This window comes from Gordonia sp. CPCC 205515 (assembly GCF_048537925.1).
Lineage (GTDB): Bacteria > Actinomycetota > Actinomycetes > Mycobacteriales > Mycobacteriaceae > Gordonia.
Window position 1 is genome coordinate 185,681 of the sequence record NZ_JBCLVJ010000010.1, and the last position, 14,132, is coordinate 199,812.

Here is a 14,132-nt window from a genome sequence, read left to right on the forward strand (position 1 = left end):
ACCGCGGAGCCACATTCCCTGTGCTCGGGTGTTGCCGTCGATGCGGATATCCGCGCTAGGAGTGCAACGCGACGCGCTGTACTTCACGCGGCCGCCGACAGTGTGGTTGCTGCGCTACTTCTGGTGCTCACCGCGCCCGTACTCCTCGGTGTCGCAGTGGCGATCAAATTTGACACCCGAGGGCCGGTATTCAGTCGGGAGTTCCGCGTGGGTGCGCTCGACGCACCATTTCGTTTGTGGAAGTTTCGTACTTTCAATTACCGAACGGAACAGGTGGCCTCGGACCGCAGTTGGACGAGCGGGACGCCCGAGGATGCCGAGTTCACGCGCGCCGGACGCGTGATCCACCAGTTCGCCCTCGACGAGTTGCCGCAACTGTTCAACGTCGTCAACGGGACGATGTCACTCGTCGGCCCCCGGCCGCACCGGGCGCTGGGGCTCGACGGCTCGGTGTCGTGGGGCAAGGCACTGCGCGCAACCGACAAGCCCGGAATGTTCGGTGGCCACGCGGCCGCCGGTCACTCCGAGGAGCGGTCGGTCAAGCGAGACCTCCTGGTGATGTGGCAGACGATGCGCGCTGCTGTCAGTCAGGATTGAGCGGCTGACCTGCCGGTCCTTGCAGCGTCCGTGATCGCTGCAGTCTTGTGGTGCGCGCCCACCGCACCGGGTACACCGCTAATCCTTTATCGTTGGGGCAAAGCCTGACGGGAGTGCGTTTTCCTTCGACGCCTCGAGTCGGTCCAACGACGCACAGGGAGGGGCGGTGGAGCGGCGCTTCGACCAGCGGACGCTGGCCGTGCTCGCAGCGGAGACCGGCGCCATCCCGCTGCTGCTGACGGGCTACGTGTCCCCCGAGTTTCTGCGCCCCGGCGTTCGCTGGCTTGTTGTGTTGATCGTTGCGTACACGATCGTGTCGGTCATCATCACCGTGGCGGTTCGGCCGCTCAACGACACACAGTTCGCCGTACTGAGTTTCGGCGGCATGCTCGGTGTTGTGGCGTCGGCCTGCGTGGTCGACGACAGCGGTTCGGCGCACGCAGTGCTGGCGTTGCTCGCCGTGATCCCGGCGATCGCTGCGATGGAGTCGCCTCCCCGAACCGTCATCGCATTTGTCGTTGTCGCAGCCGGCATGGCTCTTTGCGTCGTGAGTGCTCTCTCGACGTCAATCGCAGCGCTGGTCATCGGCGGCGGTGCGGTGGTGATGGCAATCGTCGTGCCGACCTATCTCGTGACCACTCTGCGTCGCTCACTGTCCAAAGCGCTCGCCCAACAGGAACTGCTGAGTGAGACCGACCCGCTGACCCAAATCCTCAACAGACGTGGCCTGGCCGACCGCTGGACCGCGGTGCTGCACAACGCGACAACCACCCAGCGACCCGTCGGATTCATCGAAGCCGACGTCGACTTCTTCAAAGAAGTGAACGACCGCGAAGGCCATTCGGTCGGCGACAGCATGCTCGTGGACATCGCGAAAGTGCTCCGCGATGCAGCGCCGGAGACCGCACTGGTGGCGCGGACCGGCGGCGAGGAGTTCGTGGTGGTCGACGCAGTGGCCGACGAGATGGCGTTGACCGATCTGTGCGAACGACTTCGGGCGTGCGTCGCGGCGCGCACCGACGCGACCATCAGCATCGGCGCAGTCGTGGCGCCGGTCCGTGTGCACCCGGGTCACCCGAGCGCCTCCACCCAGACGATGCTCGACGAACTCCTGGCGGTGGTTGACCAGCAGCTCTATACCGCGAAGCGGCGGGGCCGCAACTGTGTGGCACTCACCAGAACCGAGATCATGGCCGGCGATGCGTCGGGCCAGCAGTCAGACGAGGAGATGCGATGATCGAGATCCTGCGCCCAGGCGACGGTCGACGACTTGATGATCTACGGGAGTTGGGCGTAGCCGAGGTCGATGTCTGGTCCAGTGCCATCCCGGAGCTGCGGACGCTGGACAAACTCGAGCACGTCGATCCCGATGCCGAACGTGTGGAGAGCTTCGACCTCGACGATCCCAGCGAGGTCGACGCGCGCACCCGCTACATCTACTTCCCGTGGCGTTCCACGCTGGTTCGGATGCCCGATGAGCATGTGTACTACCGGCTGAAGACCGCGCGCAATCGTCATCTGCTGACCAGTCGCGAGCAGGAACAGTGGAGTCGGGCGCGTATCGGAGTCGCCGGTCTCAGTATCGGCTCGTCGGTACTGACCGCATGCTCGCTGACCGGTGCCCGGCACTTTCACATCGCCGACCCCGACGAACTCGCCCCCACCAACCTCAACCGCCTGCCGAACTCAGTGTGCGACATCGGCCGGGGCAAGCTGGAGTTGGCTCATCGGCGCATTCTCGAATCTGATCCCTACAGCACCATTGCCGAGTTCCCCAACGGCTACGCTCCTGCGGACGCAGATGCGTTCTTGGGACTCGACGGGGAACCGCTGACGGTCGTCGTCGAAGAGATCGACGACGTCGCGCTGAAGATCGACCTACGACGTCGGGCCCGGGCAGCGCGGATACCGGTGGTCAGTGCCACCGACATGGGCGACAACGTCGTCCTCGACATCGAACGCTTTGACCTCGATGCGGATTACCCCATCTTCCACGGTCGCGGGGAACACTTCACCGCCGGTGATGCCGAGGATCCCCGGCAGAAACTGCGGATGGCGGCCACTATCGTGGGCGACACGCTGACACCCCGAATGGCTTACTCTGCAGGGCAATTGGGCCGGAGTATCGCGTCCTGGCCACAGCTGGGGTCCACCGCGACGATGGCCGGCGCGGTGGTAGCCGTCGCGACGCGCAACATCGTCTGTGGTCGGCCGGTCGCCTCGGGGCGTTTCGTCGTGGATGTCGAGGGTCTGCTGCTGGGATCGGCAGCGCGAGAAGCCCAGGGCTGGAACGAATTTGGCGCAGAGGAGATCGCGGGTCTGGTGTCGGCTCTGACGGGTGGGTGACCGGCGGGCGGTACCGGGATCGTCATCCCGCCCGCGGCCAACACCCGTCGACTACGCGACTTCGCTGTGCTCCGCACCCACAATCGGTCGATTGTCGAAGAGTTCGTTGTACTCCGACCACATCTGACGCCACACACGGGGATTTGCGTCCTCGGCGATGGTCTGGCTGTTCCAGAACATCGCGCGGGTGCGATACCGCTCGTCGGGGTAGGGAGTGGCGGGGATCGAGGTGTCGATGCGGCCACCGCCCGATTGCCAGCGGTCGAGAACGTAGTCCGCTGCGGTGGCCATCAGGTATTGGCATCCGGTGACCGTCATGACCACCAGACCCAACCGTGCGAGGAGGCCGGCGACGTGCGGCGCGGTCTCCTTTGGGGCGTCGACGTACGCTGCCTTCACCTCGGCGAGTCCGCCCGGGATGCGCGACGCAATGGCGCTCATCAGATGGGATTGGCCGGGTTGTCCGGCCCACTCGTAGACGGCGTGGGATTCGATGACCCGTTGATAAGGACCCTGAACGCGTAGTCCGCCGACGACATTGCCGTCGTCATCGACGACGGCGCAGAAGATGTGGGTTTTCTGGCCATGGCGCACCGCATCGAACTCCAGGGCGTCGGCGACGCCGCGCGCCGAGTACGAGCGCTGCGCACCGCATATGTAGTCATTCCACACGAGGGGCGTGGATTCCGGGGTTCCGACAACCAAGGTGGTCTTGCTTCGGTCATCCCGCAACGAGAGCGCCGCTCCCCGGGTTTCGAAGCGAGCACTCTGATCGACAACAAGTGACATGGTTTTGCCCAATCTGATAGAGCCGACTGGGGCTAATCCCCAGCTAGCCGGCGGTGCCCAGTCGCCCCGCGTCATTTAAGTGTCCGATGCGGCAGTGGGTGGGCACCAGTTCTTGTGTGACTGGGCGGGTGCTCCAACCTGCTGTGACGACGCCGGGCGGCGTCGGTTCCGTAGTGCTGTCCCCGGCGCTCGCGAGGCAAATCACCCCCGTGACGTGCGTAAACGATGTCCAGCAGCGGGACTGCGTCGCGTGCTGACACAAAGCGAATCTAAAGATATTTAACCCGATCGAATGATTGCAAAGTGCGGCATTCTGTGGATTTGTTCACTTCAGCGGAGATGAGTCCGTGTATTGACCGACGGGTCGCTGGTGGTCGAGATGTTGGGTCTCTCACCTCAGGCGTGTACTCCTTCTGGAGGATATTCAGGCTCTAGTGCCGCATGACACCATTCAGCATGGCCATTCGTCTCGAAGGAGATGCCGTGTCGGGAAACGTCGTTCACCTCTTTGACGAAACGCGCGCACGCCGACTCAACGGACTCTTGGTGGTGCGGAGCGCGGCGAACGGCTGTTTACCGACGGTCATCGGCGTCTACGTTGACGGCGACGTCGTGCCGATGAACCAGGCCCAGACAATCCCGGAGCTGACGCAGCAAGAGGCCGAGTTCGTGAGTGTCGACCTCGTCGACCAGCCCGGCTATCGCCTGTCCGTGTGGCAGGTGTCCCTGGAAATGTCGGCCTGAACTCGCTGGGCGGTGTCACCCGTCCGAATGCTTGTGGCTTGCTGTGAGTTATGAGTGACGTTTGCGTCTGATTCCGTTCTTTGCAAAAGTAAGTACGTGTCATGGCTGATCGGGGGAGCCCTTTTCCTCACCGTGTGGGCGACTATCGCCATCACGGTGGCTCTTATTGTGGGTCGCGCTGCCCGTTTGCGAGACGACGCGGGAACGAGTCGACAACCCCAAGACCGATTACGACGAAGCTGAGTGAGTGGGTCGATCGCTGCTATTGCAGCACGTCACCTTGCCCATGACGTCGGCACCAGCTGACGATGTATCGCGCGTGTAGTCCGCACCATCGATAGACCGCCGCCTGCGTCAACGGCAGATGATCGTCGTGTTCGTTCCGGCGTCGCATGAGCGGACCCAGGTAGTTCGTGGCGACCTTATTGGCGGTGTTGGGGGAGACCTTCGCAACCTCGGCGAGCGTCGCGTTGTCCGAGGCGTTGCCGGACGCGATCGCCCCGGCCATCCGACCGGCGGTAATACCTCGACGGCCGTCGAACAGCTCGAACAGTGATGCCCGCGGGTTGGCGGGCACGCGGTCCGGCACGCTTTGGCCAAGCGCGGCGGTGTTCAGCGACTCGATCAGTGTCTTCAGCCCGGCCGATTTGGCGACGACTCCCGAGACGTCTTCCCGCAGGCGGGCCTCGGCGAGGTGGTCCTCCTCCATTGAATGTCCCTGGGTCGCGAGCAGGACCGGCGCCAACCGATCGGCATTGCGGAGACATTCAATGACGTCGAGGCCGTCGAAGGTCCACTCGAGGTCGGCGCGATTGAACACCAGGTCGGCGCTGACGACGTCGAAGCGAGGCCGGCCGGAGACCGCTCGCTGGACTTCGTCCTTGTCGCCGGCGACGACGATCGTCGAGTCCTCGAACGCCGACTGCAGGGGAGCGGCGACGACATGTCCCAGGGGAGATGCAAGGAGGATGCGAAGTCCGGACGGCATATGCGTAATCATGCCGTATTTTTCGAAGCCATGCGTAATTAGGTATCCGCAATCGAAGTTTGAGACTTCAATGACTCAGACTGGTGGCAACAATGTCGTCTGGGTGGCTGATCTCGTCCTACCTGTCGACGAATCTGAAGGGACAAGGATCTCGACATCTTCGAGCGCACCTGAGGAGCACCCGTGACTGCGGACATCAACGACGACCTGGGCATCCCTGTCCATCGCCTGCCGGCCTTCGAGGTCGCGATCGTGTCGGAGCGAGCACTCGTCGACGTCGCACTGCTCTCGTTGGTGGAAGGCTTTGGGTATCGCGCTGTCCTCGTTGACCTTACGGTGGGGGAAGTCGTGCCCGCGACGGCCAAGGTCGTGATCGTCCGCAGTCAACGGGCGCTTGTCGAGCTGGGTGGCGGAGGTGCTGCGGTGGTAGTGGGCATCGGGGTGCCGGTCGATCATGCCGGTGGCATCGAGGTCGTCGACGCACCCCACGGCGCCGTACGTTTGCGGCAGGTACTGCGGACGCTGGTGTCACCCGGGGTCAACGGTCGGGTACATCTGAGTCCCCGTGAGCAGGAAGTCGTCGTCACCTACACCCTCGGAGCGACGGTGAAAGAGACTGCGCGGCTGCACTATATCGCCGAAACGACCGTTCGCTCGCACTTCCGGCGGGTCATGATCCGCTATGCCGAGGCGGGACGTCCGGTGAGCAACAAGTCGCAGTTGCTCATTCAGCTGATTGCTGACGGTTGGGTGGATCGGGATCGTCTGGCTGCGGCGTAGCGTGCTGCGCGCCGTGCCTCGCGCACACCTGTCCAATGTTGTTGCAGTGCGAACACCTCAGCCGACCGGCGATGCTGTAGCCCCCGGCCTGCCCGGTGCAATCGGGGCACTGGACCAATGGCTGCGCGCACGTCTCGCACGTATCCATGGTCGTCCCCGCTCGCTAATGATCTGACAACTCAGATTAGCGATCTGCAGACCCCGGCCGCCTCCCCCAAAGCGATGAACCTCTGAACCTCTGTCCCCGTCGCCGGCTGAGCCGCGACGCCTCCCGACCGCCGGTTGAGCTTGTCGTCCCAACCGCCGGTTGAGCAGTCGCCCCAACCGCCGGTTGAACTTGTCGCCCCAATCGCCGGTTGAGCAGTCAGCGAGGCGCTAGCCGAGCTGACGTCCGTCGAAACCGGCACCACCGCTTGGCAGCGCGTTTCGACCAGCGCTGCGCTCGCTCGTCGCGCTCAACGAGCGGCCGGCCCCACATCCTCACGCTGGTTGAGATTCGACAGATCACCCAAACGGAATCTGCACAATCTGCTTCGGAATGTCCCCGCTGAGCGTGTCCTCGACAACCCCCTTCGCCGCCGCGGTCAGGCACGCCGTGCTGAACCCCGAGAACCCCGACAGCACTGCACCCCCCACCGCACCCGGGATAGCCCCGAACCCGCCTGAGAAGAACCCGGTCACCCCGGCCGCGACCGCGCCGATGATCGTCGCGGTCAGTGCCGGCATCAACGCGGAGTTCACGCACCGCTGAGCAGCATTGCCGGCCTGAGTCGCGGTGAACGCGGCGACGTTCGCGCCGATGCGAATCGCGTTCTGCGTGAGCAGGGACAGGCGCTTGCCGCCATTGGTGATCGACACGGTCAGAGGCGTGACCACACCGTCGACGACCACCTTGGGCACGAACTGCGCCACGGCCTGCCCGGCGTTGTCGACGAGTTCGACGGTGCCGGCGGCCTGATCCAGCACGAACTTGCCCGCATCAACCGAGACCGCGGCACCGCGGCGCTTGATGGCAGTGGCGGTCACCTTGCCGGCGTTGGCCACCGCGCTCGGATCGGTCAGACTCGAGCCCAGATCACTCGATCCCGACGAACCCAGCAAGGAACTCGAGCCGGGTGCAGCCACGATTGATCGCGGAACCTCCGCATCTGCGCGGGGCGCGGCGCCGGTGGCCTGCGTAAGGCCGGCTATCACCGCAACCGCCAGCATCAGCACGGCCACGTATCGGCCGATTTGACGAGATACCCCGATCTCCAAAGACTTTGATCCTGCTACGCGCTGCAAAGCGGTCACCCCGACGATTCCCTCCTGCGTTGGAACCGCTGCGCATCAACGTGTTTGCCGCAGCGGTACTGCTGGGGTCATCCAACCACCTTGCGATGACCACAGCGAGACGAGTAGCGAAACAGTGGTGAACGACACCGGAGTCCTCGTCGTCGCGGCGAAGATGTATGTCGTACTTGAGTTTTCAAATAGAGTCTTAGGAATGTCAAAATTGCAGCGTACTGATTCTCCATTAGCGATGCCAAGTTGACGTTTCGCGCACCGGATTCGCGCCTGGTCGGCTAGATTTCGATCATTCTGCTCAAGCGTTGGTGGTCATTCTTTGTGAAAGGTGTGTCGGTGAAACGTCGCCATACTCTCTTTGCGTTGATCTTTTCGCTCACGCTGGCAATCTCGGGCGGTGGTGTCGCCACGGCAGCGCCGGGTTCGTTCGGATCGATCGACTTCGGTTCCCTTGGCGGCCCACTGACCGGCGGCTGCTCAACGGAACTGGTCGACAACAACAAGATGCTGGGACCGCAGACGCTCGCCACTGCGCCACCGGTGGGACCGCAACTCGTCGGCTACAACAGATTTGCCGGTCTGCCCCCGGTCAAGTTTCTGTCCAAGTACGCGCCGGGTGGAAGTTGGGACTGGCCGCCCAAGGACGGCTACGTGCTCAAGCCTGACGGGCAGCCCGACAAATCGGTGGTCACGCTGGCCCCGGGTAGCAAACGAATCGACCGCTACGGGCCGGCCTTCGGACGGTTCCTGGCGCCGGAGGGAACGGCCTACGCCAAGCGGGCTCTGCCGCCGGAAAACCTTGTGGACACCGCGAATCCCGCAAAGTGCAACTATCACGTCTATTCCGTCAAGAAGTCGTTCAAGGTGTACACCGGGCCGATCGCCGAGGCATTCGGACAACCGGGAGGCGGAATCCAGTACCAGGTTGATCAACAACTCATCGACCCCGCCGTCATCGAGGACCATCGCGGATGCTTCGGCGAGACCGGTGGCTACGTGAACACCCAGTGGCTGTTGTGCGCCGGCATCCTCGACAGTGTCTACCCGTAGATGACCGGACCAGATGATCGCCTCGACGCCGACATGCGGGCACGGATTGTAGTGGTGGCCCAGGCGATGTCGGCAGCACCGGAGGATCTGCCGAGTCTCGGACACATTCGCGACGACGCTGCGCCCTCGTGTTGGCGCGACGTCGACGGAGCGTGGCATCTGACGATCCGCGAGCGCGGTGAGGTGATGTTCGATCGGCATTCCACCGACGCCGACGAGTACCTGAGTTGGGTGGCGGTGTCGATCGCCGAGCAGGCTTCCTATCGGCTGCATCCGCCCGGTACCGACGGATTCCAGCGGGCCACTTGGCATGAGCAGTACCGGTTGCTCGCCGCCGTCGAACAGCGGTGGGCCGATGACTGGCTGATGCGGACTCGGGCGCGACTCACCGCGGCCGGTGTCGACAACAGCGTTCTCGACGATTTGCCGGCACCGAGTTGACGATGTGGGCGAACGAGTCCGTTCCTCACAAACCTCGTTCGCCAACAGGGGTGCTCCAGTCAGGCGTCGCCGCTTACTTGCTCACACCCGTCGTCGTACTGCCGTACCCCAAGATCCTCCGCGCAAACCCAAGGTAATCCGCAACCAACAACTCCACATCCACCCCATCCCGCAGCCACCAGCTGATCCCATTCATGAGATCGAGGACGGCAATCGCCGATTGCCCCGCGTCGCGCACCACGAACTCACCACTCCGAGCCCCCGCGGCGATCACATCCCGTACCCGCCGTTGGTAATACTTGCGATGGTCCTTGACCACCGCCCGGTGCTCCGGCAGGAGATACGTCAGCTCGCGCAGTGCCACCAGATGCTCCACCCGATGCTCGGCGAGATGTCGGACATGGATTTCCACCAGCTGCATCAACCGGTCGGCCGGCGACCCTTCCTCGTCGAGCACGTGCAGGTGGACCAAGGGGTCCTTGGTCATGCGCAGCGCGATTGCGTACAGGATCTCCTCTTTGGAGTGAAAGTGGTTGTATAGACTCGCGCCTTTGATGCCGACGGCCTGGGCGATGTCGCGCATCCCGACGCTCGCGTAACCGTGCTCGGCAAAGTACACCGCCGCTGCGGTCACGATCTCCTCGCGCCGCACCGGCGTCCGCGCCGGGCGATCCCCCGACGGAACCGAGATCGGCACCGCGCCATCCGCATCCATCAACTCTCCCCGTACTGTCTCCGCAACTCCCGCTTCAACAGTTTGCCCTGCGGGTCAGTCGGCAGTTCGGTGAGGAGGTGCACGGTCTTGGGGACCTTGAAGGAGGCGAGATCCGAGCGGCAGAACTCCCGCAGATCCTCCGCGGAACTCGAGGCACCGTCCTGCAGCACCACGAACGCGGTGACCGCCTCTGACCAGTACTCGTCGGGCAGCCCGACGACGGCCGCGCGCATCACGTCGGGATGGCTCTGCAGTGTTCGCTCGACCTCTTGCGACGACACGTTGTATCCGCCGGTCTTGATCATGTCCTTGCGGCGATCACGGAAGAACAAGTTGCCGTCATCGTCGACCCGCACGATGTCGCCGGTATGCACCCACCCGTCGGCCATGACGGCGGCGGTGCGTTCCGGGTCTTTGTGGTAGCCGAGCATGACCGATGGTGTGCGGCAGAGGAGTTCGCCCTCGGTGGCGTCGTCGCCATTTGCATCGACCACGCGGATCTCCAAATGCCCCACCGGTTTGCCGATCCAGGTGGGATCGTGATCCGGAACGTCCTCGAGACGCTTGAACCAGCCCACCGACCCCAATTGGGTCAACTCCGACTGCCCCCAGTAGGTTCCCCACACCGACGACGGTGTCGCATCGGCCCAGGCATCCACCGCGAAGGGGGAGACCTGGCCGCCATAGGTGAGGCACCGCTGCACCGTGCCGACGGTGTCCGGCCCGAAGTCGGGGTGATTGGCCAAGGCGATATAGAAGGTCGGGGTCTGCGCGAGGACCGAAATCTGTTCGTCGCGAATCATTCTCAGCGACTCACCAGGGTCAACTGACGCCGGTAATACCAGCGTCGCACCCAGCAGGGTCAACGACGTGAGCGATCCGATTCCGGCGATTGTGTGAAAGGGCATGACATACAACCACACATCGTCGGGCAGGCACCGTAGTCCCCACATCATCGCCGGCGCCGTCGAGATGAGGAAGTTGCGGTGCGCGATCCGCACACCCTTGGGTGCCGACTCGGTGCCGCTGGTGTACACGATCATCGCCAGATCGTGCTCGTCGACGTCGGCGGCCGGCTCCACCTCGGACGCTTGGGCTACCAAGGCGTCGAACGAAGGCCAGGCGGCGTCCGGCTGCTCACCCATGACCACCACTCGTGCACCGGCACGCTCGGCGATTGGCGCTGCCAGCGCGGCATTCTCGGCCGCGACCACCAAGACCACGGGTTGCAGGTGCTCGATCTGCTGGGCGATCTCTCGCTCCCCGAACAGCGGGCTGATACCGGAGTAGAACGCACCGATCTTCAACGCTCCGTAGTAAGCGACAACACTTTCCACTCGGTTGCGGCTCATCACCGCGACACCGTCGCCGAGGCCGACACCCAACTCCAGCAGGACGTTCGCGAATCGGTTGGCCAGCGTATTCAGCTCACCGTAGGTCGTCGCACGCCGATTGCCGTCAGCGTCATAGGAAATGATCGCCGGTTTGCTCGACTGCGACTGCGCCAGTCGGCGAAGCTGGTCGCCGATGGTCGCGCGCCCCAACATCGAGGTCTGTGCGTCGGTAAGGGAGCGATGGGTGAGTTGGCCGGCCGGTGCGATCATGCGAACATCGGGGTGTCGAAGGAGTCTCGGAAGACGATGTCCTCCACCGGTGTGCGAGTCAGCTTGCGGGGGAAGCCATCTCGTGGATAGCCGACTGCGATGTGGGCGGCGGTGAGGTAGCCGTCGGGGATATGCAGCAACTCCTTGACGGCGGGTTCCTCTGCGCACAGCAGCGTGGTCAAGGCCGACGCCACCCCCTGCTCACGCAGCGCCAGGGTGAGGTTCTGCACCGTCGGATAAATCGACGCGCCACCGACGACGCTGAGCCGTCCCAACTCGTGGTCGGTGGGATGCAGGCCGTCGAGTTCGGCGCACACGACGATCATGACCGGCACTTCACCGAGGTGACGGGCGAATTCGTTGGCGCTCTCCACGGTTTTCGGTACCGCGCCAACCGCTTTGCTCCCTTCCTGGACCGCCGCGTAGTACGCCTCCCAGTACGGCAAGTACAACTCGGCCAGACGCTTCTTGGTGGCGTCGTCACGCACGACAACCCATCGCACCGGCTGCCGGTTGCCGCCCTGCGGTCCGAAGCGGGCATCGTCGAAGGCCTGTCGAAGCACGTCATCGCTGACGTGCTTGTCGCTGAAGTACCGGCAGGTGCCCGTCGACCGCATGGCCTCGCTGAGTTCCATCACCACTCCCTCTCCGTTGGAACTAACCATGGTTAGCATGATGTGGATCACACTGCACGACCCCTGCTCTGGTGTCAAGGATCGAGTGGCCAGCCCATTCTTGGCGTTGACGCAGAGGAACTAACCATGGTTAGCATTGGTCATGGCTCCACCCTCGACCGCCCATCACGTCCAGACCGATGTGGACGTTGCGCGCCTGCGAGAAGCGGTGGCGGCGGGCAACATTCCGACCTTGCTCGCCGTGCTGATCGAGATGACCGGCGACGACCGCTGGCTCGCCGACCGATATCACCCCACCCGGCCGCGCGGCATGGACGACAACCGCACAGGGGGTCTGTCACCGGAGATCCGGGATGAGATCTGCGACGCCGCAGTGGAGGCGATGCTGGCCTGGCATGCCTCCGGGCGTCCACCGCGTCGTCAGCTCGACGAAGACACGATCGCCGCGATCCTGGACTTCACCGCAGGCGAGCCCGTGCCGCACGAGTTCGCACCGATGATGGCCGACATCGTCGCGGGCGCCATCGACGAGGGCGCGGAGGACGGACCGTCGACTGATACCTCGCACTTGTCGGCCATCGTGATCGGCGCCGGCGTCGCAGGCATGCTCATGTCAGTTCGACTGGCGCAGATGGGAATCGACCACATCGTGCTGGAAAAGAACGACAACGTCGGCGGATCGTGGTGGGAGAACCGCTATCCCGGTGCCGGAGTGGACACACCCAGCTACCTGTATTCGATCTCCGGATTCGAACACGACTGGTCCACCCACTTCGGCAAGCGCGACGAAGTATTGGCCTACATGCAGGCGTATGCCGACGAGCACCAGATCCGGGACCGTATCCGGTTCGGCATCGAAGTCGACACCGCAGACTACGACGAGGCGACCCAGCAGTGGACCGTCGACGTCCGCGACCGCAAGGGCACCAGGCAGACACTACGTGCCCGGCTACTCATCAGCGCCGTCGGATTGCTGAACCGCCCCAAGGTCCCTGACCTGCCCGGCCACGACACCTTCACCGGACCGATCTTCCACTCGGCCCAGTGGCCGGCCGACCTCGACGAACCCGGCGCCCTCGACGGAAAACGCGTCGCGATCATCGGGTCGGGCGCCAGCGCCATGCAGATCGGGCCGGCGATCGCCGACAAGGTCAAGTCCCTCAAGATCTTTCAACGCTCACCGCAGTGGATCGCCCCCAACGACGACTACTTCGCAGCCGTGGGCGACGACGTGCACTGGCTGATGAATCATGTTCCGGGATACCGGGAATGGTATCGGGCGCGACTGTCGTGGATCTTCAACGACAAGGTGCATCCGACCCTGCAGGTCGACCCGGATTGGCCCGAAGAGACGGCATCGATCAACGCCGCCAACCACGGTCACCGCGGTTTCTATGTCCGTTATCTCCGTGACCAACTCGGCGACCGCGACGATCTGATCGAACTCTCGACGCCGAACTACCCGCCCTTCGGTAAACGCATGCTCCTCGACAACGGCTGGTACGCGATGCTGCGCCGCGACAACGTCGAACTCGTGCCGCGGGCTGTGCGCGGGGTGACGCCAACCGGGCTGGTCGCCGACGACGGCACCGAACGCGACGTCGACGTTGTCATCTTCGCCACGGGATTTCACAGCGACCGATTCCTCTACCCCATGCAGGTGCGCGGCCGCAGCGGCCGCTCAACGGTCGAGGCCTGGGGCGATCATGACGCCTACGCGTACCTGGGCATCACCGCGCCGGACTTCCCCAACCTGTTCATCCTCACCGGACCCAACACCGCACTCGGGCACGGCGGCAGCTTCATCACGATCCTCGAATGCCAGGTTCGGTATGTGGCCGACGCCATTTCGATGATGGCGCGGGAGAATCTCGGCGCGATCGAAGTCCGCGATGACGTCACCGCCGACTACAACCGAGCGGTCGATGAGGCTCACGCCCGGATGGTGTGGACGCATCCGGCGATGAGCAATTGGTATCGCAACGATGATGGCCGGGTGGTCGCGGTGTTGCCGTGGCGGATTGTGGATTACTGGCTTATGACGAGATCGGCCAATCCTGAGGATTTCGTGACCGAGGTTGCGGCGGAGCGGGCGGTGGCCCCCTGACCGCTCTCCCCCAGGGATGTGCATCACGAGCCGGGCCTGCTTTGCGACA

At 63.9% G+C, this 14,132-nt stretch carries 14 protein-coding genes; 8 read left to right on the forward strand and 6 right to left on the reverse strand.

Features of this window, described 5'->3' with window-relative positions:
* Window positions 1-102: 102 nt before the first annotated feature.
* From AAFP30_RS15865 to AAFP30_RS15875, 3 genes are all read left to right on the forward strand, one after another.
* Window positions 103-597: a sugar transferase gene (locus AAFP30_RS15865; RefSeq protein ID WP_419231246.1), complete on the forward strand. Its 495-nt coding sequence runs from the start codon at window positions 103-105 to the stop codon at window positions 595-597.
* A gap of 166 nt (window positions 598-763) precedes the next feature.
* Window positions 764-1,834, forward strand: coding sequence for a diguanylate cyclase domain-containing protein (locus tag AAFP30_RS15870; protein ID WP_419230921.1), 1,071 nt, complete (start codon window positions 764-766; stop codon window positions 1,832-1,834).
* Window positions 1,831-2,943, forward strand: coding sequence for a ThiF family adenylyltransferase (locus tag AAFP30_RS15875; RefSeq protein ID WP_419230922.1), 1,113 nt, complete (start codon window positions 1,831-1,833; stop codon window positions 2,941-2,943). Before AAFP30_RS15870 ends, AAFP30_RS15875 begins: the two co-directional genes overlap by 4 nt.
* 51 nt (window positions 2,944-2,994) lie before the next feature.
* Here the strand turns inward: AAFP30_RS15875 and AAFP30_RS15880 are convergent, their stop codons facing one another.
* Complete coding sequence (locus tag AAFP30_RS15880; protein ID WP_419230923.1) at window positions 2,995-3,732, reverse strand: hypothetical protein; 738 nt, start codon at window positions 3,730-3,732, stop codon at window positions 2,995-2,997.
* A gap of 483 nt (window positions 3,733-4,215) precedes the next feature.
* Between AAFP30_RS15880 and AAFP30_RS15885 the strand changes: the two genes are divergently transcribed.
* Window positions 4,216-4,476: a hypothetical protein gene (locus AAFP30_RS15885; protein ID WP_419230924.1), complete on the forward strand. Its 261-nt coding sequence runs from the start codon at window positions 4,216-4,218 to the stop codon at window positions 4,474-4,476.
* Window positions 4,477-4,738: 262 nt separating this feature from the next.
* On the opposite strand, the gene AAFP30_RS15890 is transcribed toward AAFP30_RS15885, so the two are convergent.
* Window positions 4,739-5,464, reverse strand: a complete 726-nt coding sequence (locus AAFP30_RS15890; protein ID WP_419230925.1) for a response regulator — start codon at window positions 5,462-5,464, stop codon at window positions 4,739-4,741.
* A gap of 183 nt (window positions 5,465-5,647) precedes the next feature.
* Between AAFP30_RS15890 and AAFP30_RS15895 the strand changes: the two genes are divergently transcribed.
* Window positions 5,648-6,244 (forward strand): LuxR C-terminal-related transcriptional regulator, encoded by a 597-nt coding sequence (locus AAFP30_RS15895; RefSeq protein ID WP_419230926.1) that lies wholly within the window; start codon window positions 5,648-5,650, stop codon window positions 6,242-6,244.
* A gap of 504 nt (window positions 6,245-6,748) precedes the next feature.
* Here AAFP30_RS15895 and AAFP30_RS15900 read toward each other — a convergent pair.
* Entirely contained in the window at window positions 6,749-7,288 is a 540-nt protein-coding gene (locus tag AAFP30_RS15900) for a hypothetical protein (RefSeq protein WP_419230927.1), read from the reverse strand.
* A gap of 579 nt (window positions 7,289-7,867) precedes the next feature.
* On the opposite strand from AAFP30_RS15900, the gene AAFP30_RS15905 reads away from it, so the two are divergent.
* Window positions 7,868-8,581 carry a TNT domain-containing protein gene (locus AAFP30_RS15905; protein ID WP_419230928.1) on the forward strand — a complete coding sequence of 238 codons (714 nt, stop codon included), beginning with the start codon at window positions 7,868-7,870 and terminating at the stop codon, window positions 8,579-8,581.
* Entirely contained in the window at window positions 8,582-9,022 is a 441-nt protein-coding gene (locus tag AAFP30_RS15910; protein WP_419230929.1) for an Imm63 family immunity protein, read from the forward strand.
* Between the two features lie 73 nt (window positions 9,023-9,095).
* On the opposite strand, the gene AAFP30_RS15915 is transcribed toward AAFP30_RS15910, so the two are convergent.
* The 3 genes from AAFP30_RS15915 to AAFP30_RS15925 are packed head-to-tail and all read right to left on the reverse strand — an operon-like array spanning window position 9,096 to window position 11,976.
* A complete protein-coding gene (locus AAFP30_RS15915) occupies window positions 9,096-9,737 on the reverse strand; it encodes a TetR/AcrR family transcriptional regulator (RefSeq protein WP_419230930.1) in 642 nt (213 codons plus the stop codon).
* Window positions 9,737-11,341 carry a class I adenylate-forming enzyme family protein gene (locus AAFP30_RS15920; protein ID WP_419230931.1) on the reverse strand — a complete coding sequence of 535 codons (1,605 nt, stop codon included), beginning with the start codon at window positions 11,339-11,341 and terminating at the stop codon, window positions 9,737-9,739. The genes AAFP30_RS15915 and AAFP30_RS15920 overlap by 1 nt, the downstream gene beginning before the upstream one ends.
* Entirely contained in the window at window positions 11,338-11,976 is a 639-nt protein-coding gene (locus tag AAFP30_RS15925; protein ID WP_419231247.1) for a nitroreductase family protein, read from the reverse strand. Before AAFP30_RS15925 ends, AAFP30_RS15920 begins: the two co-directional genes overlap by 4 nt.
* A 142-nt stretch (window positions 11,977-12,118) precedes the next feature.
* Between AAFP30_RS15925 and AAFP30_RS15930 the strand changes: the two genes are divergently transcribed.
* On the forward strand, window positions 12,119-14,083 hold the full coding sequence (locus tag AAFP30_RS15930) for a flavin-containing monooxygenase (RefSeq protein ID WP_419230932.1): 1,965 nt from the start codon (window positions 12,119-12,121) through the stop codon (window positions 14,081-14,083).
* The last annotated feature ends 49 nt before the right edge of the window (window positions 14,084-14,132 follow it).